Here is a 26,056-nt window from a genome sequence, read left to right on the forward strand (position 1 = left end):
AATGCAAATCTCGCCTTCGGTTGCGGTATCCACTACCCCTGGCTTGAGCACGCCGCCAAACCGCTGCGCACTTTTGGTCGACGTGCTCCGAGGGTCTGGCATGCTCTATTTCTTCCAGCAGGTGCTGAACGGGCTGCATTCGGGTGCGCTGTATGCGCTGCTCGCGTTCGGCTATGTGCTGACCAACGGCATCCTGCACCGCACCAACCTTGCCTATGGCGCGCTGTTCGCCTTTTGCGGCCAGACGATGATCCTCACCGCGGCCTTCGGCTATCAAGTGCTGTGGCTGACGCTGCTCGCGGCGGTGACGCTCGGCATAGCCGCCGCCTTCCTCTACGCCGGGCTGGTCAGCCACGTCTTGTCGCGCAGCGTCTTCGAACCGTTGGCCGACCGCTCGCCCAATGCCATCGTGGTGACGACGCTCGGCATCCTGCTGCTGTTGTCGGAGGCCAGCCGCATCGCCGCCGACACGCATGATCTGTGGTTGCCTCCCATGCTGGCGCAGCCGATCGTCTTTGCCCAAGGCCCAAGCTTCAAGGCGACGCTGACGCTGATCCAGTTGCTCGACTGCGCAGTGGTGCTGACGGCAATCCTGCTGGCCACCTGGGCATTCGCCCGCTCGAGCTTCGGTCGCCGCTGGCGCGCCGTTTCCGACGACCCCAAGGCCGCAGCCATGTGCGGTGTCGACGTGCGCGGCGTGTTCCGGCATGCGGTGCTGTTCGGCGGCTTCTGCGCCGCGCTGGCCGGGATCATGGCCGGCCTCTATTATGGCAATGTCAGCTTCGGGTCCGGGCTCGTCTACGGGTTGAAGATCCTGTTCGTGACGGCGGTCGGCGGCTATCTCTCGCCGCCGCGGGCGGCGCTGGGAGCGGCCGCCTTCGGCATGGCCGAATCGCTGTGGGCCGGCTATTTCCCGGTCGAATGGCGCGATGCGTGGATGTATCTGTTCCTGGTCGCCATGCTGATCCTGATCGGCGCCGGTCGCGACACGGGCAAGATCGCCTGACCCTCATCAGACTTTGGTCGCATGACGCGGGGATATCCCGACGCCATTCGCTTGGTGATGCTTTGCTGGCTCTATCCCTTGTTGACCCGTGCTGCCACGCGCGGCATACGGTTGGGCCAGGCGGCGTGACGGATAAGGGGAGCCGACACGCCTCCAATACCAGGGAGGAATGCATGGCAGGGCTTCTCGCTCTATCCAGGACCATAGATCGCGCCAACGAATTCATCGGCAAATGGGTATCGTGGCTGATCCTGCTGGCCATCTTGGTGAGCGCCGGCAACGCCATCATACGCAAGGTGTTCGACATTTCGTCGAATGCCTGGCTGGAGTTGCAATGGTACCTGTTCGGCGCCGCTTTCATGCTGGCCGCCGCCTACACGCTGAAGCAGAACGACCATATCCGAATCGACGTCGTCTACGGCATGTTTTCGCGCCGCGTGCAGCACTGGATCGACCTTCTCGGCCATCTCTTCTTCCTGATGCCGTTCGTGACGCTGATGGTGATCTATTTCGTTCCCTATGTGTCGCTGTCGTTTCGCAGCGGCGAGATGTCCAACAACTCCGGCGGGCTGATCATCTGGCCGGCCAAGGCCATCCTTTTGGCCGGCTTCTTACTGCTCGCGCTGCAGGGCATCTCCGAGATCATCAAGAAGATCGCCATCATGCGCGGCGACATGGACGATCCCAATCCTTTTATATCGGTGCATGAGCAGGCCGAGCTCGAAGCCAAGGCGCTGGCCGACGAGGTGCGCTCGTGATCGAGTTCATCGCCCAGAACATGGCACCGATCATGTTCGCCTCGCTGATCATCTTCCTGCTGATCGGCTACCCCGTCGCTTTCTCGCTGGCCGCCAACGGCTTGATGTTCTTCTTCATCGGCGTGCTCCTCTCGCCCTATTCCGGTGGGTCGATCAATCTAGCCTGGCCGCTGCTGCACGCGCTGCCGGACAATTTCTACGGCAGCCGGGTGATGTCGAACGACACGCTGCTTGCCATTCCGTTCTTCACCTTCATGGGCATCGTGCTCGAGCGATCGGGCATGGCGGAGGACCTGCTCGACACGATCGGCCAACTGTTCGGACCGATCCGCGGCGGCCTTGCCTATGCGGTGATATTCGTCGGCGCGCTGCTGGCCGCCACCACCGGCGTTGTGGCGGCTTCCGTCATCGCCATGGGGCTGATCTCGCTGCCGATCATGCTGCGCTATGGCTATGACCGCCGCGTTGCGGCCGGTGTCATCGCCGCGTCGGGCACGCTCGCGCAGATCATCCCGCCGTCGCTGGTGCTGATCGTGCTCGCCGACCAGCTCGGCCGCTCCGTCGGCGACATGTACGCGGGCGCGCTGATCCCGGGAATCGTGCTCACCGGCCTCTACATGCTCTACATCCTGATCATGTCGATCATCCGGCCGAAATCGATGCCGGCGCTGCCGCTCGAGGCCCGCACGCTCGGCCACGGCGTACTGTCGCTGATAGCGGCGCTGCTGGTGACAGCCGCGGTTTCCTACGCGGCCTATCGCTATTTCGCGCCGGCCCATGGCGACAATGCCGACATTCTCGGCGCCACGGCAGGCGTCATCTTCATCTACATCGTGGCTATCGCCGACAAAGGCCTGAAGATCAACATGATGTCCAGGCTGGCGCAGCAGGTGATCATCGTGCTGATCCCGCCGTTGGCGCTGATCTTCCTGGTGCTGGGCACCATCTTCCTCGGCATAGCAACGCCTACCGAGGGCGGCGCCATGGGCTCGGTCGGCGCGTTGATCATGGCGGCGGTCAAGGGACGGCTATCGCTGGATGTCATCAAGCAGGCGCTGACCTCCACGACCCGGCTGTCGTCTTTCGTGCTGTTCATCCTGATCGGCGCGCGGGTGTTCTCGCTGACCTTTTACGGCGTCAACGGGCATATCTGGGTCGAGCATCTGCTCACCTCGCTGCCGGGGGGCGAAACCGGCTTCCTGATCGGCGTCAACCTGCTCGTCTTCTTTCTTGCCTTCTTCCTCGACTTTTTCGAGCTCGCCTTCATCATCGTGCCGCTGCTGGCGCCGGCAGCCGACAAGCTCGGCATCGACCTGATCTGGTTCGGCGTGCTGCTCGGCGTCAACATGCAGACCAGCTTCATGCATCCGCCGTTCGGCTTCGCGCTGTTCTACCTGCGCTCGGTGGCAGCCCGCGTGCCCTATCTCGACCGCCTCACTGGCAAGCAGGTCGCGCCGGTCACCACCGGCCAGATCTATTGGGGCGCAGTGCCTTTCGTCTGCATCCAGGTGATCATGATCGGGCTGACCATCGCCTTTCCGCAAATGGTGATGCACTACAAGGGTACGGCGGCCGACTCCGGCACGATCGACTACAAGGTGCCCGAGATACCCGGCCTGACGCCGCTCGGCGCACCGCCTGCCGATACCGGCACCGCGCCGGCCAATGGCGGCGCGCAGCCGGGCTCCGATCTGTCGCAGCCGCCGAATTTCGGCGACTCGCCGCCCGCCAAGCCGGCGGCCCCCCAGCCGGACCTGTCGCAGCCGCCGAGCTTCAACTGATGCCGGAGCTGGCAACACCATGAAAGCAGTGCGGCTGGAAGCGGTGGGCAGCATCGCGTTGCGCGAAATACGCAAACCTGTCCCCGGACCGGACGATCTTCTAGTGCGGATCGAAGCCTGCGGCGTGTGCGGCACCGACCGGCATCTTTTCCACGGCGAGTTTCCCTGCAGACCGCCGGTGACGCCCGGGCACGAATTCTCGGGCATCATCGAAACGATCGGCGCGGACGTTTCGGGTTTTGCAATCGGCGACCGCATCACCGGCGATCCCAACATCGCCTGCGGACGCTGCCCGCAGTGCCATGCCGGTCGGGTCAACCTGTGCCGCAATCTCAGCGCCATCGGCATCCATCGCGACGGCGGCTTCGCCGACTATGTCATTGTGCCGCAGAAACAGGCTTTCATCCTTCCGGCCGGCCTGAAGCCCACCCATGGCGCGTTCTGCGAGCCGCTCGGCTGCTGCCTGCACGGCATGGACCTTGCCGAAATCACAGCTGGCAGCTCGGTGGTCGTGCTTGGCGGCGGCGTGATCGGGCAGCTTACGGTGCAACTAGCGCGGCTGGCCGGCGCCACCACCATCATCCTGTCGACGCGTCAAGCCTCGCGGCGCGCGCTTGCCGAGGATCTCGGGGCCACGGCGACGATCGATCCAACCGCAGCCGATGTCGCCGATGCCGTTGCCGGGCCGGCCGGCCTCATGCCGGGCGGTGCCGATGTCGTGTTCGAGTGCGCCGGCGTGCGAGAGACCGTCGAGCAGTCGATGCGGCTGGCACGGGCCGGCGGGAAGGTCGTCATCGTCGGCGTGACGCCGCAAGGCATGAAAGCGGAATTCGAGCCCTTCGACCTGCTGTTCCGCGAGCTTAAAGTGCTGGGCTCCTTCCTCAATCCCTACACCCATCGCCGCGCCGCCGATCTTATTGCGTCGGGTGCAATCGAGATCGACCGGCTGATCTCAAGGCAGGTGACGCTCGAAGAGGCCGCGACGGTGATCGCCAATCCGCCGGCTCCTGGCGAGGTCAAGGTGCTGGTGGTGCCGGGCTGAGGCTGAGGTGCTGGCTTTCGCGGATTGTCAGCTAAGAGCGTTTGCGCTGCCCCTCATCGCCCTGCCCGTCCTCCGCAGCAGCTGCAGCTGCTGAGGGTGGACCGGGCACTTCTCCCCGTATAGTGACGGGGAGAAGTGAGCTGGCAGGCGGATGAGGGCGGCGCAGACTTGATCATTAGCCGGCGCAAGCAGTTGCAGCGCCTAGAGCTTGCCGTTGCGCTGCTGAACCATCATGAAGGTGTCGTAGTTGTACTCGGCTACCTGAGCCCAGAGATAGTGCTCCTTGCGGAAGCCCTTGATCGAATCCCAGATCTTCTTGAAAGGCGCGTTGGAGGCTTCCATTTCGGCATAGACTTCGTTCGCCTTTTCGAAGCAGGCGGCCATGATGTCCTGGCTGAACGGCCGCAGTTTGGCGCCGCCGGCCACCAACCGTTTCACCGCCGGAGGGTTCAGGTAATCATACTTCTGCAGCATGTTGGCATCGGCGGCCTGGGCGGCGGTGCGTAGAAGCGACTTGTAGGTCGGCGAAAGCTCGTCATATTTCGCCTTGTTGAACATCAGGTGGACGGTCGGGCCGCCTTCCCACCAGCCGGGATAGTAGTAATAGGGCGCGACCTTGTAGAAGCCGAGCTTCTCGTCGTCATAGGGACCGACCCATTCGGCGGCGTCGATGGTGCCTTTTTCCAGCGCCGGATAGATGTCGCCGCCGGCGATCTGCTGCGGCACGACACCGAGCCTCTGCACCACTTTGCCGGCAAAGCCGCCGATGCGCATCTTGAGGCCGGCGAGATCGGCGACCGTGTTGATCTCCTTGCGGAACCAACCGCCCATCTGCACGCCGGTGTTGCCGCCCGGCAGGCCGAAAAGGCCCTGCGTGGCGAGAAACTCGTTGAACAGGTCGATGCCGCCGCCATGGTAGTGCCAGGCGTTCATGCCGCGTGCGTTGAGCGAGAAAGGAACCGCGGCCCCGAGCGCCCATGTCGGGTCCTTGCCCCAGTAGTAATATGCAACCGTGTGGCAGGCCTCGACCGTGCCGGCCGTAGTGGCGTCGGCGGCCTGCAGGCCGGGAACAAGTTCGCCGGCTGCGAACACCTGGATCTGGAAGTTGCCGTCGGTGGCTTCCGACAGCATCTTGGAGAACACTTCGGCGCCGCCATAAATGGTGTCGAGCGACTTTGGGAAGGATGACGCAAGCCGCCACGTCACCTTGGGATTGGATTGGGCAATGGCGGGTGCGGCAAGCGTGGCCGCCGCTGCCGCAGCACCGACACCGGTGACGCCGGCCTTGCGAATGAATGAACGACGATCCATGCAGTTCCTCCCTTTTTGGATCACTGACCGAACTCCGGGAATCCTCTGTTCCCGTATCGGCTTAGCGAAACAATACACGGGCAAGAAGTCGAGTCCAGCACAGCGGCCGGATTTGATGGGCACGCGATGCAACCCTGCAACTATAGTCTAACAAGGCGTTTGCTGGCCCATGCGACATGCCGAAACTTGGCATGGAAAAATGCCTAGGGATCGCCTATTTTGAAGGCAGGATATTTCTTGCCCAGATGGAAAACAGAGCCAAAATGCATCAACCGCTCGTCGCCATATCGACCGACGTCCGTCAGTTCGACAACTACACCTGGCATGCAGCTCCGCAGCAATATCTGGAAGCGGCGATCGCGGGTGCGGGCGTTTTCCCGCTGCTGGTGCCCTCATTCGGCGACAGGCTCGACTTTGACGAACTCCTGTCGTCGGTCGACGGCGTCATGGTGACGGGCTCCAAATCCAATGTGCACCCCTCGCTTTACGGCGGCGACGCCAGCGAGGCCAACGGTCCGTACGATCCAGCGCGCGACGCCACCACGCTGCCGCTGATCCGTCGGGCGATCGAGCGCGGCGTGCCGCTGCTCGCCATCTGCCGCGGCATCCAGGAGATGAACGTGGCGTTGGGCGGCACGCTGGGCACCGAGATCCAGGAGAGAGAGGGTTCGCTCGACCACCGCGCGCCGGTGAGCGACAAACAGGACGAACGCTTCGCCATCCACCAGACCATTTCGATCAAGCCAGGCAGTTGTCTGGCCGGCGTGTTCGGTGCTGGCGACGTCAAGGTCAATTCGCTGCACCGCCAGGCGATCGACCGGCTCGGCCCGAAGCTGCAGATCGAGGCCGTCGCCGGCGACGGCACGGTCGAGGCGGTTTCGGTGCGCAACTCCCGCGCCTTCGCCGTCGGCGTGCAATGGCATCCGGAATATTGGGTCAATTCGGACAGCAACTCGGCCAAGATTTTCGGTGCCTTCGGCGATGCGGTGCGGCTGCACGCGGCGGCCAAGGCCGGCGCGCGCGCCGCAGCGGAATAATCAATCCCTCAAGTCACCGGTGGCCGCCAGCGACAGCAGCGGCAGCGCCGGCGCATAGGATTCGTAGCCTTCGCCGTCGGCAACCGCGAAGGTCACGATCGGATCGACGCCGTTGGCACTGAAGGCGACCGTGCCGTCGTTTTGTTCGCGCCAGAATTTCGCCTGCTCGATGCCGGGCAGTAGCCGGCGGCATGTCGGGGCCAGGGTGAGCAGCGACAAGCCATCGGAAATTTCGGTGCCCCGGCTGACCGCGCACGCCGCCTCGTCGCCATTGGCCGCCAACCTGTAGGTGTTAGGCGGTGCTGCCTCATCGGCAGCACCTTCACCACTGCCGTCATGAAACAGCTGAATGCCGCCGAACAGCGCGGTTGCGGCGATCAATGCGGAAAGTGTCCTCATCCTGATCTTCATCCACTACACGGGTAGGGTGAAAAAATGATTTCAAAGGGTTAAGCTGAAGTTAACAAGCGTGGCAACCCGCGGCTCAAGCCGCAGAACCGCTCGATCTCTTTGTCGCAAATCAGAACGGAAAGCCGTTTCACACTTTTCCTGGAATGGCGCTGGCCTTTACATTCGCCGTCTCCGGCACCGGCGTCAGCGGCCGGCGTTCGCTGAACCAGGAGACCAGATTGTCGGCGCAGAGATCCGCCATGGCGCGGCGTGTATGCTCCGACGCCGAGCCGACATGCGGCAACAGCGAAGTGTTCGGCGCGTCGAGCAGGCTCTTGGGCACGTTCGGTTCGTCGGCAAAGACATCGAGGCCGGCAGCAGCGATGATGCCGTCGGCCAGCGCTGCCGCAAGTGCCGGCTCGTCGACCGTACTGCCGCGGCCGATATTGACGAAAACCCCGTTCGCGCCAAGCGCCGACAGGATTTCGGCGTTGACGGCCTTCTCCGTCGAGGCGCCGCCGGGCGCCACCGAAATCAGTGTATCGACCGCTTCGGCAAGGCCCTTCAGCGTCGAATGATATTGGTAGGAAAGACCTTCGACACGGCGCCGGTTGTGGTAGGAAACCGGCAAGCCAAAGGCTTCCAGCCGGCGGGCAATGGCTTGCCCGATGCGGCCCATGCCGAAAATGCCGACGCTGCGACCGCGCAAGGTCAGCCGGCTCAGCGGATAGTTGCCCTTGCGCGCCCAACTGCCGTCGCGGAGCCAGGTCTCGGCGCGCGGCAGGTCGCGGACGGTGTTGATCAGCAGCCCGATCGCGGTGTCGGCGACCTCCTCGGTCAGCACGTCCGGCGTGTTGGTGACCATGATGTTCTTCGCGGCGGCATGGCCGACATCGACCGAATCATAACCGACGCCGAAAGAGGCGATAAGTTCGAGATTGGGCAGCGCATCCATCATCGCAGCGTTGATGCCGGCAAACGACGCGATGCCACGTACGTCGCGGCGCATTTCATCGGTGACCAGCGCCGGATCGGCGCGCTCGATTCCGACACGCCTGAATGTGCGGTCGATGCGGGCGATCGCATGATCATTGAAATCGCCCGGCACCAGAATTGCGACGGTTTGCAGTTGTTCGGCCTTGGTCATGCACGCTCCACCGGCTTGCCGGTCGACTGGCGCACATGCAGTTCCGGCTTGATCAATTCCTGCGAGGGCCGCACCGTCTGCCCGTTAAGCTTGTCGAGCAGCGCGCTGGCGGCGCGGCGGCCAACTTCGCGCTGGCCGTTCCAGACGGTGGTCAGCGCCGGGGTGGCGATGGCCGCTTCTTCGAGATCGTCATAGCCGGTGACGGAGATGTCGACGCCCGGCACGAGGCCGGCACGTGCAATGCCGTTCATCAGCCCGATGGCAACGAGGTCGTTCCAGCAGCAGGCGGCCGTCGGCCTGTCCTTCAGCGCCAGGAACTGCCCGGCGGCTTCAAAACCGGCCTGCTTGGTGCGCGGGCCGGCGATGCGCCAGGCCGGCCTGACTTCAAGGCCGGCCGCCTCCATGGCGTTGACATAGCCCTGGTAGCGGTCGCGGCCGGTGGAGGTCTGGTCGGTGCCACCGATCATGGCGATGCGCTTATGGCCAAGCGAGATCAGATGGTTGGTGGCGAGCCCGGTGCCGTAGGCGTCGTCGCCGCGAAAGACCGGCACGTCGGCGCCTTCGACGGTGCGGGCGATCAGCACCGCCGGCAAGCCGTTCTCCTCGGCCATCAGGATGTCGGACGCCGGTGTGCCGATGGCCGGCGACATGATGACGCCATCGGCGCCGAGCTGCAAAAGCGTGTCGATGAAGGTGCGCTGCTTCTCGAGCTGGTCGTAGTGGTTGGACAGGATGAAGGTCTGCCGGCTGCGGTCGAGCTCGCTTTCGATCGAGCGCAGGATCTCGGCGAAGAACGGGTTCATGATGTCATGCACGACCACGCCGACGATGCCAGAGCGCGAGGTGCGCAGGCTGGCGGCGCGGCGGTTATAGATATAGCCGATGGCGCGGGCATGTTCCTTGATGCGGTCGCGCGTCAAGCCCGCCACGAGCGGACTGTCGCGCAACGCCAGTGACACCGTGGCCGTGGATACGCCGAGCGCGTCCGCGATCGTCGACAGCTTGATCTTCTGTGCCAGCCTTCGCTCCCCGTCGTTTTTTTAAACTGTTTAAGGGCGGCCTTATGCCATCGATCGAGGCCAAATCAAAGTTTTTTTGCCAGCGCTTGCGCCTCGACATCCGAGGCCGCGCGGCTGCGCAGCCGAAGCCGATGCTCGCGATGGACGATGTAGAGGCCGCTGGCGACGATGATGGCGGCGCCGACCAAAGTCCAGCGGTCGGGAAACTGCTCGAACACGACCCAGCCGGAAAGGATCATCCACACCATCTGCGAATAGGGATAGGGCGCCAGTGCGGTGGTCGTTGCCAGCCGATAGGCCTGGACCAGAAGCCAGTGGCCGACGACGCCGAACACGCCAAGCATGAGCAGGACGAACCAGTGCCAGCCGTCATGCGGCACCGAAACCGAAAACGGCAGCAAGGGCAAAAGCAGCACCGCCGGCGCCAACGCCGAAAACAGGATGAGGCTCTCCGAGGTCTCGGTCGTCGACATGCGGCGCGTCATGATGACGTAGAAGCAGTTCGACAGCATCGAGCCGAGCGCGAAAAGGTGCCCGACGCCGAAGACCCCGACGCCTGGCCGGGTGATGATCAGGACGCCGGCAAAGGCGGCCAGGATCGCCAGCCAGCGCCGCCAACCGGCCCATTCGCCGAGCAGCGGCCCGGCGAGGGCCGTTATCACCATCGGCCCGAAGAAATAGATCGAGGTCGTCTCGGCCAATTGCAGGGATCGCAACGCCAAAACGTTGAACATGGTCGACCCGAACAGGAATACACCGCGCAGGATATGCGCCGGCAGGTTGACCGGGCGAAACCGCGCCGGTTCGCGCCAGCCGCGCAGCAGCGCGCCTACCAGCACGACATGCACGGCAAAGCGCACCCAGGCGACGATCAGCGCCGAAATGCCGGCAAGGACGAGATATTTGCTGCTGGTGTCGAGGAAGGTGAAAAAGACGTAGGTGGAAAGCATGCACAGGATCGCCACCGGGGGCGTTGCGCTTTCTGGATATCTTTGGGAAGCACTCACTTGCAGGCCGGATGGAAAGCTGGGCTGAGGCCCACCTTTGCGGGAAATGCCGCACGCCGGCAAGCCAATTGTCGCCCGCCGAAACGCCAGAGCCGGCTGGCACAACAACAGTTGTCGGCAGGCTCAGTTCATCTGCTGGTGCTAGGCGTGCATGCGGGCGCCCTTGGTGATCTTGTCGACGGCCTTCTTTTCGGCGCGCAGAGCCAAGCCGACCACCTTGGCGTCTTCAGGCGCGAATTCTGCGAAGACGGCGCGGTTAGCCGCGTCAAATCCGGTCGAGAACATCTCCTCGACGTAGAGCGATGCCATCACGCCGCGCTCCAGCGTGCGCCGATGGATCGTGCCGAGCGTGACCTGGTCGGCCGACAGCACGATAACCGGCTGGACCGACAGCGGATTGTAGAGAGTGCCGGCGCGATCGCGGTAGGGCTCGCCGATGATATCGGGAAACTGGGCGACGATGCCGCTGGTCAGGAAGGCGGTGACGTTGAGCTTCTGCCAGACCGGCAGATCATCCCTGAGCACGATTGCAAATTTCGTATCGAACATGAGACACTGGCCAATTCGAGGTTGCGCCCCAATGCGAGGCTGAAGGAGAACATGCCGCACGATCTAGGCAGCCAAGCCTTCGAGGGTCTTGGACGTTTGTGCGCTGATGCGGCGGAAAACTGCATCATCTCCGCTCCCGACCCTGTCGGCATGGAGCGGATCGAGGCGCGCTTCCGCGGCAACGCGTTCGACCTGCATCGTCACGACACCTATGCGATCGGAGTGACGCTACGAGGCGTGCAGACATTTCGCTATCGCGGCGCTGCGCGCCAGAGCCTGCCTGGCCAGATCATCCTGCTGCATCCCGACGAACTGCATGACGGCGGCGCGGGCACCGAGGATGGGCTGCGCTACCGAATGCTTTATCTCGAACCGTCGATGATGCTCGACTGCCTCGGCCGCGCGTCGCTGCCCTTCGTCGGGGATGCCGTGCTGACGGATGGACGCTTGCGCACGATTTTGCTTTCGGCGCTGGGGCCTTTGCAGCAGGAACTCGATGAACTGTTCGTGGCCGACTTCCTCGCACAATTGATGCAAGGCCTCGCCCACCATGCCGGCCAGCCGGCAAAGCCGATGCCCAGGACGGCATGGCGGGCGGCTGCGCTGGCGCGGGACTATCTGACGGAAAACTTCACTCGCCCGGTGCGTTCCGGCGAACTGGAGGCGATTACCGGGCTGGACCGTTACGGCTTGTCGCGGCATTTCCGCGCCGCCTTCTCCACCAGCCCACATCGTTTCCTGCTGATGCGCCGGCTTCAGAGCGCGCGGCGGATGATCGTGACCGGGGAACCGTTGGCGCAGATCGCCGCCGAGACAGGCTTCAGCGACCAGAGCCATTTCAACAGGCAGTTCAAGAAGGCATTCGGCATGACGCCGGGACGCTGGTCTTCGCTGGTCGGCCGCTATGGCGGCCTGATCGCTCGTGCCGACGATCAGTCGTCCGACTCGGCGTCGTCGTCGATCAATACCAGTTCCTCGTTCGACAGGTTGGCCTCGATGCGGGCCAGCAGCTTGAACAGCGCCTTCTGATCCTTCTTGTCGAGACCTTTCAGCGCCTGCTTTTCGGTCTTCTTCACCGATTTCTCGATGGCGCGGATGGTTTCGCGGCCGGTATCGGTGAGGAAGATGTGCGCCTGGCGCGCATCGGAATCGGAGGCGCGCTTTTCCAGAAAACCCTGCGCCTGCAGCCGGTTGATGGTTTTGGTGATGGTCGGCGGGCGCACGCCGAGACGACCGGCAAGATTACCCGGCGTCTGGCCGTCTTCGCGGTCGAGCGCCAGCATGATCTGGTCCTGGCCGGCATAGAAGCCGTGCGCCAGAAGCCGCGCCGCCAGCGCCGTTCTTGCCAGCCTTGCCGCCGAATGCAGCCGGCTCATTGTCGCAGTCTTGTCCGCCTTGGCCATGGTCATCCCTCTTCGGCCGTACCGGTGCGTACAGCATAGACGCAGCCGGCCGGTTGGCAATCGACGATAGAAAAGATTTCCGGCGCCCAAACAGCTTTGCCGGCAAGCATTGTGGTGTCCGCCGTGGCCAATGCCAGATGTTTATTTCAGTTAGATGACAAACGAGTTGTCGCGGCTGGGGGTTTTCGCCGCGGGCGAGCACGAGCGTGAACCTTTCAGCCGGGCTTCACCGCGACAATCATCAGCGCCTGGTAAGCGTCCTCCACCTCGCGCAGTGCGGCCTGCGACAGCGATCCGGCTTGGCTGGCGATGCCGTCGCTGGCGTTCGAGGTGTCACGTCATAGCGGGCCGGTCATCGTAGGGCGCGACGGCGGTGAAGATCTGCTCGCTGAGGCTGTCGGGGAAAAACAACTGGCCGGTCATCACCGAATTGCCGTCGGGGAAGACCTTGAAGTGGATATGAGTGGTTCGGCCGCGATACCAGCCGGGATAGATGGTGTCGAAGGAAACGATGCCGCTGGCGTCAGTCCTTTGCCAGCCGCGCAGAAACGTCTGACCCGACGTGTCGACATCCCTGCCGTCACCTTGTCCGGGGTAGCCCGAATAGGCGCCTTGTGCATCGCAATGCCAGATGTCGACGCGAACGCCGGCGAGCGGGTGGCAGGCCGCGTCGACGACCTGCAGCCGGACGTCAAGGGCTATGCCCTTCTTGCCTTCGGTAATTTCGGCACGTTCGAGCTTCGGGTCGAAGTAGAACGGTCCCTCGGTCACCTCGGGCGTTATGGCACAGATGCCGGCGCCGGATTCGAACAAAGCCAGCCCGGCATAGGGCGAGGCCTTGGCGGGCGAAGATCGAGTGGCCGAAGACTGGGCGGCTGGTGCCGCGGCCGGCAGGAAGACACCGCCGCTGGCGGTCACCGCTATAAAGCCAAGCGCGCTGCGCCGGCTCAACGACAAGGAGGATGGCTTGTCGGACGTTTCGTGCCTCTCGATTGGCGTCGCATTGCCTCCTGCTCTCTCATCTAGGCGAGGATGGCGGCTCTCGCCAATGAATTCGGTAATGTCGGCAAGCCTGTTTGGACCATCGGTTTGCCTCGTGCAAAAGCCCGACGCACATCCTATATGGAGCCGACAATCCCTTTTCCGAGGGCCGTTCTGGCGGCCCAGTCACTTCGAGGCAAGCCATGAGCGACGCACAGACGCAGATCCCCGTAACCGTTCTCACCGGCTATCTCGGTGCCGGCAAGACGACGCTGCTGAACCGCATCCTGTCGGAAAACCACGGCAGGCGTTACGCCGTCATCGTCAATGAATTCGGCGAGATCGGCATCGACAACGACCTGATCGTGGAATCCGACGAGGAAATCTACGAGATGAACAATGGCTGCGTCTGCTGCACGGTGCGCGGCGACCTGATCCGCGTCGTCGAAGGCCTGATGCGCCGGCCTGGCCGCTTCGATGCCATCGTCGTCGAGACCACCGGGCTCGCCGATCCGGTGCCGGTGGCGCAGACCTTCTTCATGGACGACGACGTGCGCTCCAAGACCAGGCTCGACGCAGTGGTGGCGCTGGTCGACGCCAAGCATCTGCCGCTGCGGCTCAAGGATTCCAGGGAAGCCGAGGACCAGATCGCCTTCGCCGACGTCGTCGTGCTCAACAAGACCGACCTCGTCACCGCCGAAGAACTCGCCAAGGTCGAGGCGACGATCCGGGCCATCAATCCGGCGGCAAGGATCCATCGCACCACTCGTGCCGGCGTCGACCTGTCCGAAGTGCTCGACCGCGGCGCCTTCGACCTGTCCAGGGCGCTGGAGAACGACCCGCATTTTCTCGAGGCGCATGACGATCATGATCATCATGACCACGACCATGACGGCCACGATCACCACCATGATCATGACGGGCACGACCACCATCATCACGCGCATCCTTCCGACATCCATGACGTGACGGTGCAGTCGGTGTCGCTGCGCGGCGGCGAGATGGATCCGAAGAAATTCTTCCCTTGGATCGAGAAGGTCACCCAGATGGAAGGCCCGAACATCCTGCGGCTGAAAGGCATTATCGCGCTCAAGGGCGACGACGAGCGCTATGTCATCCAGGGCGTGCACATGATCATCGAGGGCGACCACCAGCGCGCCTGGAAAGACGGTGAGAAACATGAGAGCCGGCTGGTGTTCATCGGCCGCGAACTCGACGCCGAGCGGCTGAAGAAGAGCTTCGACGCCTGCCAGGCGTAGTGGTTGTTCGGCGGGGAGCAGGTGATGCCCAGATCTACCGATGGCAAAACCGAGCAGGTCGCGATCGATGCGGCCGAGCCCGTGAAGGTATCTGCTCGCGATTTCGCGCGCATCCTTTATCTACTGCGGCGCACGCCCAAACCCAACGCCAAGTTGCGCAAGGCGATGGCGACGTTGCCTAACACGCTGTGACGTTCTCCATGATCGCGAAACAGCGCGATTGGATCTCCTTGGATGCCGATCCCTCCGATTGTCAGCACGGTTGCCGGAACCGCAAACGTCGAGTAAGCCCGAGCCGCGTCTGCAATCCCGTTCAGCCAAGCAAAGATAACCATGCCAACCGTCGCCCCGCTTGATCTCGAAGGCCATTGCGTCACCGCCGTCTTCCTCGGTGACGTGCCGCATTTCGCGCTGGCCGACGGCGCCGTGCACCGGCTCGATCATGGCCACAAGACAATGCAGGCCAATGACGGGTTGCTCGCCGCCTTCCATGATGTCGCCAACGACCGGCTGATCACTGGCGGCGAGGACGGCAAGGTGTTTGCCGTGAAGGCCGGGGGCGAGGCCACCGAACTGACCAGTACCGGAAAGAAGTGGATCACCAGCGTCACCGCCGGGCCGCAAGGCGCTATCGCCTATGCGACGGGCAAGACCGCCTTCGTGCGCTTTGCCGACGGCAAGACCAGGGAGTTCGTGCATCCGCGTTCGGTCGAGGGGCTGGCCTTCTCGCCCAAGGGCATGCGTTTCGGTGTTGCTCGCTACAATGGCGCGACGCTGCATTTCCCGGCGGCCGAGGGCAAGCCGGTCGAACTGGAATGGGCCGGCGCCCATACCGGCATCACCTTCTCGCCCGATGGCGCCTTCGTTGTCACCACCATGCAGGAAAACGCGCTGCACGGCTGGAAGTTGGCCGACGGCAAGCACATGCGCATGAGCGGCTATCCCGGCAAGGTCAAAAGCCTGTCGTGGAGCGTGAAAGGCAAATGGCTGGCGAGTTCAGGCGCGCCGGCCGCGATCGTCTGGCCGTTTTCGGGCAAGGACGGCCCGATGGGCAAAGCGCCGCTCGAGCTCGGCACGCGCGGCAACGCCATGGTGACATCAGTCGCCTGCCACCCGAGCCAGGATGTCGTCGCCGTCGGCTATGATGACGGCATGGTGATGGCCGTGCGGTTTTCCGACGCAAAGGAGGTGCTGCTGCGCCGGCCGGGCAAGGGCGCCATCACCTCGATGATGTGGGACAAGGAAGAACGCCGCGTCGCCTTCGGCAGTGCTGCCGGCGACTGCGGCGTCATCGACATCACGGCGTAAGGGAATAAGGCAGTAGGAAGGGCAAAGTAGACCTGCGCCTGAACACTGCCCTACTGCCCTACTCCCGTCTGAGCCAACGCAGAGTAGACGCGCGGCCAATTGCGGTTGCGGCCACTCATTGGCTAAGAGTGACCGACGACGGGGGCTTTCATGCACGGCAACGGCACTTCACAGACGTCCATCGGCGGCATCGGCCGCGGCCGCATTGCCGAATTGCGCGAGACCGAGGGGGCAGCCTTCCGCAAGGCGCGGCCGAAATCGCAGGCCAAGGCCGGCAACGGCCTGCCGGGTTTCTTCGGCGGCGTGCCTATGCACTGGATGAACGACTGGCCGACGCCGTTTCCGATCCTGGTCGACAGCGCCAAAGGCGCCACCATCACCGACATCGACGGTATCAAGCTCGACGATTTCTGCCTGGGCGACACCGGTTCGATGTTCGGCCACTCGCCACCGCCGGTGGCACGCGCGATCCGCCGCCAAGCGGGGCGCGGCCTGACCTATATGCTGCCTTCGGAAGATGCGCTCGCCATCGGGCCGTTGCTGGAACAGCGTTTCGGCCTGCCGTTCTGGCAGATCGCGACGACGGCGACCGACGCCAACCGCTTTGCCTTGCGCGTTGCGCGCGCCATTACCGGGCGGGAAAAGATTCTCGTCTTCAACGGCTGTTACCACGGCTCCGTCGACGAGACTATGGTGCGGCTGATCGACAGAAAGCCGGTCAACCGGCCGGGACTGGCGGGCGAATTCCGCGACCTGACCAAAACGGCGAAGGTCATCGAATTCAACGACGTTGCCGCGCTGGAAGCCGCGCTCAAGGACGGGGATGTCGCCTGCGTCATCGCCGAGCCGGTGCTGACCAATTCCTGCATGGTGCTGGCCGATCCTGGTTTCCACGACGCGCTGCGCAAGCTGACGCGCGAAACCGGCACACTGCTCCTGATCGACGAGACGCACACGATCTCGACCGGCCCCGGCGGCTACACCAGGAAACACGGGCTCGATCCGGACTTTTTCGTACTGGGCAAGCCGATCGCCGGCGGCGTGCCGGCAAGCGTGTGGGGCATGAGCGACGAGGTCGCCTCGCGCTACGGCGCCTACAACAGAGCGAAAGAGCCCGGTTATTCCGGCATGGGCACGACGCTCTCGGCCAATCCGCTCCAGTTCGCGGCGATGCGCGCCACGCTCGAAGAGGTGATGACGGCGGAGAATTATGACCGCATGGACCATCTTGCGCGGCGGCTCGATGCCGGGCTGACCGGCGTGATCGACCGCTACCGCCTGCCCTGGCATGTTGCCCGCGTCGGTGCCCGTGTCGAGTTCATCTGCGCACCCGGCCCCTTGCGCAACGGCGCCGAAGCGGAGGTGGCGCATGCGCCGGAACTGGAGGCGGCCATCCATGTCGCGCTGGTCAATCGCGGCGTGCTGATCGCGCCGTTTCACAACATGATGCTGATCTCGCCGGCGACCACAGGCGCTCAGGTCAACCGGCTGATCACCGCCTTCGCCGCGGTTGCGGCGAAGCTTGCGGCATGAGACAAGCGGCCATGGACAACGCCATCGTGACCTCCCCTTCGGGGTCTTCGCCCACCGAGGCGCAAGCCTTTCTCGACGCTCATCCCGAGATCGAAGCTTTCGATATCGTGCTGACCGACGCCAATGGCGTCGGCCGTGGCAAGATCGTGCGCCGGCACGAGCTGAAAAGCATTTTCGAAGGCGGCCGGCATATGCCGATCTCGATCCTCGGCCTCGACATCACCGGCGAGGATGTGCACGAGACCGGACTGATCTGGACCACAGGCGACGGCGATCTCAGGGCATGGCCGATCCCGGGCACGCTGGTGCCGCTCTACGGCACGAACCCGCCGCGCGGCCAGCTCCTGATGGCGATGTATCACCTCGACGGCCAGCCGATGTCGTCGGATCCGCGCCTGGCGCTGGCGCGACAAGTCGACATCCTTGCGGCCAAGGGTCTCTATCCGGCCGGCGCCTTCGAGCTCGAATTTTTTCTCCTTGCCAATGAGCGCGATGCCGACGGCAAGGTGCAGCCGGCGCGCGCCGTGCTCGACGGACGTATCTCGGGCAAGACCGAGGTCTATTCCGTCGACCATCTGCACGGAATGGAGCCGCTGTTCTCCGACATCTATGCAGCAGCCAAAGCGCAAGGCATTCCGGCCGAGACGGTGATTTCCGAATATGCGCCCGGCCAGTACGAATTGACGCTGAATTACCGCAAGGACGTGATGCGGGCGGCCGACGATCTGGTCATGCTGAAGCGGCTGGTGCGGGCGCAGGCGCGCCGCCATGGCGTCACCGCCTGCTTCATGGCCAAGCCGATCGAAAAATATGCTGGTTCCGGCATGCATTTCCACGTCTCGCTCCAGGACAAGGCGGGCAAGAACGTCTTTGCCGAGGCCGGCGGCGAAAGCTGGTCGTTGCCGCTGCTGCGCGGTCTCGGCGGACTGATCCAGACGATGGCCGAATCGATGCTGGTGTTTGCGCCGCACGCCAATTCCTGGCGGCGCTTCGTCTCGCAATCCTATGCGCCGGTGGCGCCGAGCTGGGGCGTCAACAACCGGTCGGTGGCGCTGCGCGTGCCGGCGGGCGACGCCAGGAACCGGCGCATCGAGCATCGGCCGTCGGGCGTCGACGCCAATCCGTATCTGATCGCGGCAACGGTGCTCGCCGGTATCGTCAAAGGCCTAGACGAAGGCCTCGATCCCGGCCCCGAAACGACCGGAAACGGCTATGAGGCAGCGGTGACGCGCACGACCATGCCGGTCGACTGGCGCGCCGCCATCGAAGCGGCCAGGGCATCCAGCTTCCTCAAGGGCGCGCTCGGCGAGGATCTGCACCGCACCTTCGTGGCGATCAAGCAGTCCGAATATCTGCGCGTGGCGCGCACGGTCAGCGAACTGGACTATCACCTCTATCTGCACGAGGTCTGAGACCTCGGAGGAACCATCGTCCGTCCCGTCCATTTCAGTGTCAGAACCGATAGGACAGGATGATGGTGACGACAGGCCAACCGCATGAGGCGAAAAGGCCCGCCAGGCGTATTTCCGGGCCGACCGACGAGCTGTTGCCGGACGTCACCTCGATTTCGGAGCTGCGCGAGGTAGCGAAGGCTTGCCACCGCTGCCCGCTGTGGCGCGATGCGACGCAGACCGTGTTCGGCGAAGGCCCCGACCGCGCCAAGGTGATTTTCGTCGGTGAGCAGCCAGGGGATCAGGAAGATCTCGCCGGCAGCCCTTTCGTCGGTCCGGCCGGCAAGGTATTCGATGCCATACTGGACGACGCCGGGGTCGACCGCCAGAAAGTCTACGTCACCAACGCGGTCAAGCACTTCAAGTTCGAGCCGCGCGGCAAGCGTCGCATTCACTCCAAGCCGAATGCCGGCGAGGTTCAGGCTTGCCGCTGGTGGCTCGACCAGGAGTTCGAGCTGATCAAACCGAAACTCGCCGTGGCGCTCGGCGCGACAGCGGCATTGTCGCTGCTGGGCAAGGCGGTTCCGGTCATGAAAATGCGCGGCCAGGCGATCGAGCGTGAGGATGGCATGCGTGTGTTCATCACCATCCATCCCTCCTTCATCCTGCGCATCCGCGAGCGTGCGGACAAGGAAGCCGAGCGTGAGCGGTTCCTGCACGACATGAAGCAGGTGAAGCAGCTGATGGCCGCCTGATCCGAGCGCCTACCGGATCAGGATCGCCCTGAGATCGTTGACATTCGTGCCGGTCGGACCGGGAACAAACAGATCGCCAACCGCGTTGAAAGCCGTCCAGGCGTTGTTGGCGGCCAGCATCGCCTTGGCATCGACGCCCGCCGCTCGCATGCGCGCCACCGTCGAGCCATCGGCGAAGGCGCCGGCATTGTCTTGCGAACCGTCAATGCCGTCGGTATCGGCGGCCAGCGCGTGAATGCCTTGCGTGCCGTTGATGCCTAGGGCGAAGGCAAGCAGGAATTCCGAGTTGCGGCCGCCTTTGCCCTTCGCACGCAGCGTCACCGTGGTCTCGCCGCCCGACAAGATCAGCACCGGCTTGCGGAACGGACGATCGCGTGTCGCCACTTCGCGCGCGATGGCCGCATGCACGCCGCCGACCTCGCGCGCTTCGCCTTCGATGGCATCGGAGAGAATGACGGCCTCTATGCCCTGTCGCCTGGCTTCGGCTGCCGCGGCTTCGAGCGAGACGCCGGCGGAGGCGATCAGATGCACCTCGTTGCGCGCAAAGCGCTCATTCCCGGGACTTGGCGCGTCGGCGGCCGGCGAATTGATGTGCGCCATGACCGGGGCCGGCAGGTTCATGCCATAGGCTGCTATCGACGCCAGCGCGTCCTCGCGACTGCCTGTGTCGGGCACTGTCGGACCGGAGGCGACCAGCGCCGGATTGTCGCCGGGGATGTCGGAAACGACCAGCGACACCACCCTGGCCGGCCAGGCGGCTGCGGCCAGCCTGCCGCCCTTGATGGTCGAGACATGCTTGCGGATGGTGTTCATCGCCGCGATCGGCGCGCCGGAGGCGAGGAGCGCCTCATTGACGGCGATCTCATCCGCGAGCGTCAAGCCATCGGCAGGCGATGGCAGCAGCGCCGAACCGCCGCCGGAAATCAGCGCCACGACCAGATCATCCGCTGTCAGGTCCTGGACTTTCCCGAGCAGGCGGCGCGAGGCCTCGAGCCCTTTAGCGTCAGGCACCGGATGCGCCGCCTCGATGATCTCGATGCGCTTGCATTTAGCGCCATAGCCGTAGCGGGTGACGACCAGCCCCTCGATCGGTCCATCCCAGACTTTCTCGAAAGCCGCCGCCATCTGCGCCGAACCCTTTCCCGCGCCTATGACGATGGTGCGGCCTTTGGGCTTGGCCGGCAAATGATCCCGGATGGTTCTTTCGGGATCGGCGGCAGCGACGGCGGCGTTGAAGATGGAGGTGAGGAAGGATTTGGGATCGAGAATGGTCATATCCGGCCGCTATCAGTGTCGCGCGTGTTCTTGCAGGGCAGCGCCAACGTCACGACTTTGTTTCCGGTGGCAGCACCAGCGTGCGCTTGTCGGCGCCCAGATGATCGCAGATCGCATCGACCACCACGCCGTGATCCTCGCGCTCCGGCAGCCCGGAGACGGCGATGACGCCAATGACACCGACGCCCTTGACCGCAACCGGAAAGCCGCCGCCAGCCAGCACATAGTCGGCAATATCCAGGCCTTCACCGATCTTGAAGGTGCGATCAGGGCGCTGCTGTTCCAGCACCATGCGGTAGGTGCTTTTCAGGAACCGCTTGACGACGTTGATCTTGCGCCGCGCCCAGTCGGGATTGGAAGCGTTCGAGCCCGGCATGGCGGCATAGAACAGCGGCCGGTCGAAGGTCCTGATGTCGACGATAACAGGCATGTTTTCGGCGAGGGCCCGGTCGCGGATGGCCGAACCGATCTTGAAAGCGACAGCCTCATCGAAGGCCGGGAAGACAAGGGTCTCTTCCTGTCTCTTGATCAGAGCGATGTCTTCGGCAACGGCCATGTCGTTCCCCTGTCAACTTCGCTGCACGCTTTGACCGATGATCGCCGCTTGTCAAGCAAGGAACGCCGTAGCGTTCTAAATTGCTAGATCGGTCTTGGCCGGCCGACCCGCCACATAAACCTCGCGCACGGCGCGATCGTCGCCCAGCGTCTGCAGCAGAAAAAGTTCCTGCGCCAGCGTCTCGACCGTGTCCATCCTGAGCCGCATCGCCGGCGTTGCCTTGGCGTCGAGCACGACGATGTCGGCATCGGTGCCTTCGTCCAGCGTGCCGATCTTTTCCGCCACTGACAGCGCCTCGGCATTGCCGCGTGTCATCTGCCAGAAGGACTGGAACGGGTTGAGCTTCTCGCCGTTCAGCGCGATCACCTTGTAGCCCTCGTCCATGGTGCGCAGCATGGAGTAGTTGGTGCCGCCGCCGACATCCGTGGCGGCCGCGATCCGAAGCGCCTTGTCACGCTTGCGGTAGCGCTGGTAATCGAACAGGCCGGAGCCGAGGAACAGGTTCGAGGTCGGGCAGAACACGGCCACCGAGCCGCTGTCCGAAAGCGCATCCGCCTCGCGCTCCGACAGATGGATGCAGTGGCCGAACAGGCTCTTCTTGCCCAACAACCCGTAGTGTTCGTAAACGTCGGTGTAGTCGCGCGACCGCGGATAGAGTTCCTGGGTGAAGGCGATCTCGGCGTGGTTTTCCGATAGATGCGTCTGCATGTGCAGGTCGGCATGTTCGCGGCAGAGCGCGCCGGCCATCTCCATCTGTTCGGGCGACGAAGTGATGGCGAAGCGCGGCGTGATGGCATAGTGCTGCCGGCCCTTGCCGTGCCATTCCGCGATCAGCGCCTTAGTATCGTCATAGCCGGATTGCGGCGTGTCGAGCACGCCGTCGGGCGCGTTGCGGTCCATCATCACCTTGCCGGCGATGTTGAGCATGTTGCGGTCGTGTGACTCGGCGAAGAAGGCTTCGGCTGAGGCCTTGTGCACCGAGCAGTAGGCGGCAACCGTGGTGGTGCCGTGGCGCACCATCTCGTCGAGGAACAGCCGCGCGATGCGGCGACCATGCTGCGCGTTGGCGAACTTCGTCTCTTCCGGGAAAGTGTAGGTGTTGAGCCAGTCGAGCAGTTCGGCGCCATAGGAGGCGATGATCTGCATCTGCGGAAAATGCACATGGGCATCGATGAAGCCCGGCAGCAGAAGATGCGGCCGGTGGTCGATTTTTTTTGCGTCCTCTCCAGCCTGTTTCTCGACATCGGCATAGGCGCCGGCGGCGGCGATCCTGCCATCGCGGATCAGCAGACCGCCATCCTCCTCGTAACGCCAGGCGGAGTGGTCGTCGATGGTCTCGGGCCAACGCACAAAGGACAGTGTGCGGCCGCGCAGGAGTGTCGAGGTCATGCTATTTCCCCGCGCCTTCGAACCAGGCCACCAGCAGCGCCCGCTCCTTGTCGGTAATCTGCGAAACATTGGCCGGCGGCATGGCGTGGCTGCGGCCGGCCTGCAGATAGATATCGCGGGCGTGGTTGGCGATATCGGCGTCTGTGTCCAGCATCACCCCCTTGGGCGCATGGTAGATGCCTTCATAGACCGGCTCCTGCGCATGGCACATCGAGCAACGACCGAGCACGGTGTCGCGCACGGCCGGGAAATGCGCCGAGGCGACATAGATTTGCGCCGAGGCGGCTTCCCGGGGCTCTCCTGTCAGCACCTTGGGCGCGGTCGATAGCCAGATGATGATGACGAAAAGCACAAGCGCCGCCATCCAGGTCCAGGTCGGGTTGCCCTTGCGCGCATGGATGCTGTTGAAATAGTGCCGGATCAGCACGCCGATGATGAACACCAGCGAGGCGATGACCCAGTTGAACTGGGTGCCGAAGGCCAGTGGATAATGGTTCGACAGCATCAGGAACAGCACCGGCAGCGTCAGGTAGTTGTTGTGGAGCGAGCGCTGCTTGGCGATCTTGCCGTATTTCGGATCGGGCTTGCGGCCGGCGATGAGGTCGGCGACGACGATTTTCTGGTTGGGAATGATGACCATGAAGACATTGGCCGACATGATCGTCGCGGTAATGGCGCCCAGATGCAGGAAAGCGGCGCGGCCGGTGAACAGATGGGTCAAACCCCAGGCGATGAACACCAGCACGCAGTAGAGCACCAGCATCAGGCCGGTATCGCTTTTGCCAAGCGGCGAGCGGCACAACAGGTCGTAGACCACCCAGCCGACGCCGATCGTCGCCAGGGACAGCAGGATGCCGGCCGGCACCGACATTGGCAGCACGTTGGGGTCGATCAGGAACAGATCGGCACCGGCATAGTAGACGACGCACAGCATGGCGAAGCCGGACAGCCAGGTGGCGTAGGATTCCCATTTGAACCAGGTCAGGTGCTCGGGCATTTCGGCCGGCGCCACCAGATATTTCTGGACATGGTAGAACCCGCCGCCGTGCACCTGCCATTCCTCGCCGAAGGCACCGGCGGGCATGCCCGGACGCTGGCGCAAGCCGAGATCCAGCGCGACGAAGTAGAACGACGAGCCGATCCAGGCGATGCCGGTGATGACATGCAGCCAGCGCATGGCGAAGCTCAGCCAGTCCCAGAAAATCGCGAAATCCATCATTGAAGTCGTCCCTGCCGATTGGGTGACTTTACGGGCTGGAGCGCAAACGGAAAGAGGCGAGGCGCACCAGGACTTTCAAAAAAAAATGGAAAATACTAGGGTGGTCCCACGCAGCCGCATGAAAGCCACGGAACGCCGCATGGCCTATCTCGACAACATCGCCGTCTTCGTCCGCGTCGTCGAGCTCGGCAATCTGTCGGCGGCGGGCCGCGACATGCGCATTTCGCCGGCGGTCGCCTCCAACCGGATCAAGGAACTGGAGAAGCATCTTGGCGTGCGTCTGTTCAACCGCACCACACGGCAATTGATGCCGACCGAACATGGCACGGTTTTTTATTCAGGCGCCAAGCAGGTGCTGGAGGCGATCACCGAGGCCGAGGCGGCGGTTTCAGCACTTTCCGGCCAGCCGCGAGGCACCATCCGGGTAACGGCGCCACTCGGCCTCGGCCGCCGGCTGGTGGCCTCGGGCATTCCCGATTTCCACGACAAATACCCTGATATCGAGGTACGGCTCAGGCTCTCGGACCACAATGTCGACATCATGAAGGAAGGCATCGACGTCGCCTTCCGGCTCGGCATCATCGAGGATTCCAGTCTCAGGATGCGCGGCATAATGGAATGCGAACGCGTGCTGGTGGCGGCGCCGAAGTATCTGGAGGCGCGCGGCGAACCGGTCGAGCCGCAGGAGCTGATCGGCAAGAAGCACGACTGCCTGATGCTGCGTTATTCCGGTGCGCGCGAATATGTATGGACGCTGCAAACCCCGGCCGGCCCGCAGAAATTCGAAGTGCACGGCCCCTACGACACCGACGATGGCGATGTGCTGACCGGCTGGGCGCTATCGGGCCGCGGCATCATCAACAAGCCGCGCTTCGAGGTCGAGCCGTTCATCCGAGACCGACGGCTGAAGGTGATCTTGAGCAACACGCCACCGACGCCGGTGCAGTTCGCAGCCGTCTACCCGCACAAGAAGCTGCAGGACCCCAAGGTGCGGCTGTTGCTCGACTTCATGGCCGAGCGCTGCCAGCGGCTGATCAACGACATTCTTGCCGGCAAATAGGAGCCGACGTGAGCGGCGGTTGGCCAGTGCTAGCCGTCGCCCTGAACGCATGGTTCGGTCGATTGGAAACGAAACAACAAGTCGCTAGCCGGCCATCACCTTGCCGCGCGGGATCGAATGGTCGGCATTTGACGCTGTGGCGTGAACGACCAGAGCCGTCATGATCTCAGCGGCGGCCAGCGCTGCGATGACTTGCGGGCGCTTATCCCTAACGGCGTCGCCGCCGATCGGCGAGACGAGGCGGGCAAACTCCGCTTCGCTGCCATCCACCGATTTCAGGAACCAGTTCCTGAACGTCGCTTTCTTGGTCTTCGAGCCGATCATGCCGACATAGGCCGCATCGCCGCGTTTCAGCGCTTCGGCGACGATCAGGAAATCCAGTGCGTGATCGTGCGTCAGAATAGCGAACGCCGTGCCGGCCGGAGCGTTTCGCACCTCGGCCTCGGGCATCGGCGTCAGCCGCGTCTCGACGGTTTCGGGCATGCCCTCCAGCGCCTCGGCTCGCGTCTCGATCACGACGCCATGCACGGGAAGAAGCGACACCGCCGTGGCTAGTGCCTGGCCGACATGGCCGCCGCCGAAGATGTAGACACGCGGCAGGTGGGCTTCTTCTGCTTCCGCGGCGGCAATCAGTTCCTGCGCCAACTTCGCATCGACGAGACGGATCAGCACTTCGACACGCCCGCCGCAGCACTGGCCAATTTCGGGGCCGAGCGGCACGTCAAGTGTGGCGCGAGTATCCCTCCCCCTTGAGGGGAGGGTGGCGGCGAAGCCGTCGGGTGGGGTCGCCGCGGGCGGGGGGGGGGGGGGTTTTTGGGGCGGCCCGGCGCGGGCCGCGCCCCCGCCCCCCGCGCGGGCCCGAAGCGCCCCCACCCGGCGG

The 26,056-nt window shown here is 63.8% G+C and carries 26 protein-coding genes; 13 read left to right on the top strand and 13 right to left on the bottom strand.

Features of this window, described 5'->3' with window-relative positions:
- The first annotated feature begins 100 nt into the window (after positions 1–100).
- The 4 genes from NKJ26_RS05250 to NKJ26_RS05265 all read left to right on the top strand — a co-directional run bounded on the left by NKJ26_RS05250 (position 101) and on the right by NKJ26_RS05265 (position 4,587).
- Positions 101–1,006, top strand: a complete 906-nt coding sequence (locus tag NKJ26_RS05250; RefSeq protein WP_352694231.1) for a branched-chain amino acid ABC transporter permease — start codon at positions 101–103, stop codon at positions 1,004–1,006.
- Between the two features lie 173 nt (positions 1,007–1,179).
- On the top strand, positions 1,180–1,764 hold the full coding sequence (locus NKJ26_RS05255; RefSeq protein WP_352694233.1) for a TRAP transporter small permease subunit: 585 nt from the start codon (positions 1,180–1,182) through the stop codon (positions 1,762–1,764).
- On the top strand, positions 1,764–3,545 hold the full coding sequence (locus tag NKJ26_RS05260; RefSeq protein ID WP_352694292.1) for a TRAP transporter large permease: 1,782 nt from the start codon (positions 1,764–1,766) through the stop codon (positions 3,543–3,545). Before NKJ26_RS05255 ends, NKJ26_RS05260 begins: the two co-directional genes overlap by 1 nt.
- Before the next feature lie 19 nt (positions 3,546–3,564).
- Positions 3,565–4,587 carry a zinc-dependent alcohol dehydrogenase family protein gene (locus NKJ26_RS05265; protein WP_352694235.1) on the top strand — a complete coding sequence of 341 codons (1,023 nt, stop codon included), beginning with the start codon at positions 3,565–3,567 and terminating at the stop codon, positions 4,585–4,587.
- A 201-nt stretch (positions 4,588–4,788) separates the two neighbouring features.
- On the opposite strand, the gene NKJ26_RS05270 is transcribed toward NKJ26_RS05265, so the two are convergent.
- Positions 4,789–5,898 (bottom strand): TRAP transporter substrate-binding protein, encoded by a 1,110-nt coding sequence (locus tag NKJ26_RS05270; RefSeq protein ID WP_352694237.1) that lies wholly within the window; start codon positions 5,896–5,898, stop codon positions 4,789–4,791.
- 263 nt (positions 5,899–6,161) lie between these two features.
- On the opposite strand from NKJ26_RS05270, the gene NKJ26_RS05275 reads away from it, so the two are divergent.
- A complete protein-coding gene (locus NKJ26_RS05275) occupies positions 6,162–6,935 on the top strand; it encodes a gamma-glutamyl-gamma-aminobutyrate hydrolase family protein (RefSeq protein WP_352694239.1) in 774 nt (257 codons plus the stop codon).
- Here NKJ26_RS05275 and NKJ26_RS05280 read toward each other — a convergent pair whose 3' ends face one another.
- The 5 genes from NKJ26_RS05280 to NKJ26_RS05300 form a co-directional block, all read right to left on the bottom strand.
- Positions 6,936–7,334: a hypothetical protein gene (locus NKJ26_RS05280; RefSeq protein WP_352694241.1), complete on the bottom strand. Its 399-nt coding sequence runs from the start codon at positions 7,332–7,334 to the stop codon at positions 6,936–6,938.
- A 139-nt stretch (positions 7,335–7,473) separates the two neighbouring features.
- Positions 7,474–8,472 (bottom strand): 2-hydroxyacid dehydrogenase, encoded by a 999-nt coding sequence (locus NKJ26_RS05285; RefSeq protein ID WP_352694243.1) that lies wholly within the window; start codon positions 8,470–8,472, stop codon positions 7,474–7,476.
- Entirely contained in the window at positions 8,469–9,491 is a 1,023-nt protein-coding gene (locus tag NKJ26_RS05290) for a LacI family DNA-binding transcriptional regulator (RefSeq protein ID WP_352600142.1), read from the bottom strand. Before NKJ26_RS05290 ends, NKJ26_RS05285 begins: the two co-directional genes overlap by 4 nt.
- 65 nt (positions 9,492–9,556) lie before the next feature.
- On the bottom strand, positions 9,557–10,441 hold the full coding sequence (locus tag NKJ26_RS05295; RefSeq protein ID WP_352599917.1) for a DMT family transporter: 885 nt from the start codon (positions 10,439–10,441) through the stop codon (positions 9,557–9,559).
- Between the two features lie 198 nt (positions 10,442–10,639).
- Entirely contained in the window at positions 10,640–11,047 is a 408-nt protein-coding gene (locus NKJ26_RS05300; protein WP_352694245.1) for a DUF2000 family protein, read from the bottom strand.
- 51 nt (positions 11,048–11,098) lie between these two features.
- On the opposite strand from NKJ26_RS05300, the gene NKJ26_RS05305 reads away from it, so the two are divergent.
- Positions 11,099–12,076: an AraC family transcriptional regulator gene (locus NKJ26_RS05305; protein WP_352694247.1), complete on the top strand. Its 978-nt coding sequence runs from the start codon at positions 11,099–11,101 to the stop codon at positions 12,074–12,076.
- On the opposite strand, the gene NKJ26_RS05310 is transcribed toward NKJ26_RS05305, so the two are convergent.
- Positions 11,980–12,450 carry a MarR family winged helix-turn-helix transcriptional regulator gene (locus NKJ26_RS05310; RefSeq protein ID WP_015314298.1) on the bottom strand — a complete coding sequence of 157 codons (471 nt, stop codon included), beginning with the start codon at positions 12,448–12,450 and terminating at the stop codon, positions 11,980–11,982. The two genes, NKJ26_RS05305 and NKJ26_RS05310, sit on opposite strands and share 97 nt — an antisense overlap.
- A 333-nt stretch (positions 12,451–12,783) precedes the next feature.
- A complete protein-coding gene (locus NKJ26_RS05315; protein ID WP_352599910.1) occupies positions 12,784–13,368 on the bottom strand; it encodes an intradiol ring-cleavage dioxygenase in 585 nt (194 codons plus the stop codon).
- Between the two features lie 266 nt (positions 13,369–13,634).
- Between NKJ26_RS05315 and NKJ26_RS05320 the strand changes: the two genes are divergently transcribed.
- The 6 genes from NKJ26_RS05320 (at position 13,635) to NKJ26_RS05345 (ending at position 19,677) form a co-directional block, all read left to right on the top strand.
- Positions 13,635–14,690 (top strand): CobW family GTP-binding protein, encoded by a 1,056-nt coding sequence (locus NKJ26_RS05320; RefSeq protein WP_352694250.1) that lies wholly within the window; start codon positions 13,635–13,637, stop codon positions 14,688–14,690.
- A gap of 24 nt (positions 14,691–14,714) precedes the next feature.
- The gene (locus NKJ26_RS05325; RefSeq protein ID WP_352694252.1) at positions 14,715–14,882 is read left to right on the top strand and encodes a type II toxin -antitoxin system TacA 1-like antitoxin; all 168 of its coding nucleotides are present in this window, start codon (positions 14,715–14,717) and stop codon (positions 14,880–14,882) included.
- A gap of 141 nt (positions 14,883–15,023) precedes the next feature.
- The gene (locus NKJ26_RS05330; protein WP_352599904.1) at positions 15,024–15,998 is read left to right on the top strand and encodes a WD40 repeat domain-containing protein; all 975 of its coding nucleotides are present in this window, start codon (positions 15,024–15,026) and stop codon (positions 15,996–15,998) included.
- Positions 15,999–16,148: 150 nt separating this feature from the next.
- Positions 16,149–17,531, top strand: a complete 1,383-nt coding sequence (locus NKJ26_RS05335) for an aspartate aminotransferase family protein (RefSeq protein ID WP_352599901.1) — start codon at positions 16,149–16,151, stop codon at positions 17,529–17,531.
- Between the two features lie 11 nt (positions 17,532–17,542).
- Complete coding sequence (locus NKJ26_RS05340; protein ID WP_352599899.1) at positions 17,543–18,943, top strand: glutamine synthetase family protein; 1,401 nt, start codon at positions 17,543–17,545, stop codon at positions 18,941–18,943.
- 62 nt (positions 18,944–19,005) lie between these two features.
- Positions 19,006–19,677 (top strand): UdgX family uracil-DNA binding protein, encoded by a 672-nt coding sequence (locus tag NKJ26_RS05345; RefSeq protein ID WP_352694255.1) that lies wholly within the window; start codon positions 19,006–19,008, stop codon positions 19,675–19,677.
- A gap of 9 nt (positions 19,678–19,686) precedes the next feature.
- On the opposite strand, the gene NKJ26_RS05350 is transcribed toward NKJ26_RS05345, so the two are convergent.
- From NKJ26_RS05350 to NKJ26_RS05365, 4 genes are all read right to left on the bottom strand, one after another.
- Positions 19,687–20,952, bottom strand: coding sequence for a glycerate kinase type-2 family protein (locus NKJ26_RS05350; RefSeq protein WP_352694257.1), 1,266 nt, complete (start codon positions 20,950–20,952; stop codon positions 19,687–19,689).
- A gap of 49 nt (positions 20,953–21,001) precedes the next feature.
- On the bottom strand, positions 21,002–21,508 hold the full coding sequence (locus NKJ26_RS05355) for a heme-degrading domain-containing protein (RefSeq protein WP_352694259.1): 507 nt from the start codon (positions 21,506–21,508) through the stop codon (positions 21,002–21,004).
- Between the two features lie 75 nt (positions 21,509–21,583).
- The gene (gene guaD / locus NKJ26_RS05360; RefSeq protein ID WP_352694262.1) at positions 21,584–22,897 is read right to left on the bottom strand and encodes a guanine deaminase; all 1,314 of its coding nucleotides are present in this window, start codon (positions 22,895–22,897) and stop codon (positions 21,584–21,586) included.
- Between the two features lies 1 nt (position 22,898).
- Entirely contained in the window at positions 22,899–24,116 is a 1,218-nt protein-coding gene (locus NKJ26_RS05365) for a urate hydroxylase PuuD (protein WP_352694264.1), read from the bottom strand.
- 139 nt (positions 24,117–24,255) lie between these two features.
- On the opposite strand from NKJ26_RS05365, the gene NKJ26_RS05370 reads away from it, so the two are divergent.
- Positions 24,256–25,176 carry a LysR family transcriptional regulator gene (locus NKJ26_RS05370; protein WP_352600140.1) on the top strand — a complete coding sequence of 307 codons (921 nt, stop codon included), beginning with the start codon at positions 24,256–24,258 and terminating at the stop codon, positions 25,174–25,176.
- 84 nt (positions 25,177–25,260) lie between these two features.
- On the opposite strand, the gene xdhC is transcribed toward NKJ26_RS05370, so the two are convergent.
- The coding region (gene xdhC, locus NKJ26_RS05375; RefSeq protein WP_352694266.1) for a xanthine dehydrogenase accessory protein XdhC at positions 25,261–26,056 on the bottom strand (796 nt) is incomplete at its 5' end.

Origin of the sequence: Mesorhizobium sp. M0152 (assembly GCF_040322415.1) — a bacterium.
Lineage (GTDB): Bacteria > Pseudomonadota > Alphaproteobacteria > Rhizobiales > Rhizobiaceae > Mesorhizobium.

What these genes read in the sequence shown, in the direction of transcription:
- NKJ26_RS05250 (WP_352694231.1), top strand. Translation starts at nt 101, where the DNA reads ATGCTCTATTTCTTCCAGCAGGTGCTGAACGGGCTGCATTCGGGTGCG.
- NKJ26_RS05255 (WP_352694233.1), top strand. Translation starts at nt 1,180, where the DNA reads ATGGCAGGGCTTCTCGCTCTATCCAGGACCATAGATCGCGCCAACGAA.
- NKJ26_RS05265 (WP_352694235.1), top strand. Translation starts at nt 3,565, where the DNA reads ATGAAAGCAGTGCGGCTGGAAGCGGTGGGCAGCATCGCGTTGCGCGAA.
- NKJ26_RS05270 (WP_352694237.1), bottom strand. Translation starts at nt 5,898, where the DNA reads ATGGATCGTCGTTCATTCATTCGCAAGGCCGGCGTCACCGGTGTCGGT.
- NKJ26_RS05275 (WP_352694239.1), top strand. Translation starts at nt 6,162, where the DNA reads ATGCATCAACCGCTCGTCGCCATATCGACCGACGTCCGTCAGTTCGAC.
- NKJ26_RS05280 (WP_352694241.1), bottom strand. Translation starts at nt 7,334, where the DNA reads ATGAGGACACTTTCCGCATTGATCGCCGCAACCGCGCTGTTCGGCGGC.
- NKJ26_RS05285 (WP_352694243.1), bottom strand. Translation starts at nt 8,472, where the DNA reads ATGACCAAGGCCGAACAACTGCAAACCGTCGCAATTCTGGTGCCGGGC.
- NKJ26_RS05295 (WP_352599917.1), bottom strand. Translation starts at nt 10,441, where the DNA reads ATGCTTTCCACCTACGTCTTTTTCACCTTCCTCGACACCAGCAGCAAA.
- NKJ26_RS05300 (WP_352694245.1), bottom strand. Translation starts at nt 11,047, where the DNA reads ATGTTCGATACGAAATTTGCAATCGTGCTCAGGGATGATCTGCCGGTC.
- NKJ26_RS05305 (WP_352694247.1), top strand. Translation starts at nt 11,099, where the DNA reads ATGCCGCACGATCTAGGCAGCCAAGCCTTCGAGGGTCTTGGACGTTTG.
- NKJ26_RS05310 (WP_015314298.1), bottom strand. Translation starts at nt 12,450, where the DNA reads ATGGCCAAGGCGGACAAGACTGCGACAATGAGCCGGCTGCATTCGGCG.
- NKJ26_RS05320 (WP_352694250.1), top strand. Translation starts at nt 13,635, where the DNA reads ATGAGCGACGCACAGACGCAGATCCCCGTAACCGTTCTCACCGGCTAT.
- NKJ26_RS05325 (WP_352694252.1), top strand. Translation starts at nt 14,715, where the DNA reads ATGCCCAGATCTACCGATGGCAAAACCGAGCAGGTCGCGATCGATGCG.
- NKJ26_RS05330 (WP_352599904.1), top strand. Translation starts at nt 15,024, where the DNA reads ATGCCAACCGTCGCCCCGCTTGATCTCGAAGGCCATTGCGTCACCGCC.
- NKJ26_RS05335 (WP_352599901.1), top strand. Translation starts at nt 16,149, where the DNA reads ATGCACGGCAACGGCACTTCACAGACGTCCATCGGCGGCATCGGCCGC.
- NKJ26_RS05340 (WP_352599899.1), top strand. Translation starts at nt 17,543, where the DNA reads ATGGACAACGCCATCGTGACCTCCCCTTCGGGGTCTTCGCCCACCGAG.
- NKJ26_RS05345 (WP_352694255.1), top strand. Translation starts at nt 19,006, where the DNA reads ATGGTGACGACAGGCCAACCGCATGAGGCGAAAAGGCCCGCCAGGCGT.
- NKJ26_RS05350 (WP_352694257.1), bottom strand. Translation starts at nt 20,952, where the DNA reads ATGACCATTCTCGATCCCAAATCCTTCCTCACCTCCATCTTCAACGCC.
- NKJ26_RS05355 (WP_352694259.1), bottom strand. Translation starts at nt 21,508, where the DNA reads ATGGCCGTTGCCGAAGACATCGCTCTGATCAAGAGACAGGAAGAGACC.
- guaD (WP_352694262.1), bottom strand. Translation starts at nt 22,897, where the DNA reads ATGACCTCGACACTCCTGCGCGGCCGCACACTGTCCTTTGTGCGTTGG.
- NKJ26_RS05365 (WP_352694264.1), bottom strand. Translation starts at nt 24,116, where the DNA reads ATGATGGATTTCGCGATTTTCTGGGACTGGCTGAGCTTCGCCATGCGC.
- NKJ26_RS05370 (WP_352600140.1), top strand. Translation starts at nt 24,256, where the DNA reads ATGGCCTATCTCGACAACATCGCCGTCTTCGTCCGCGTCGTCGAGCTC.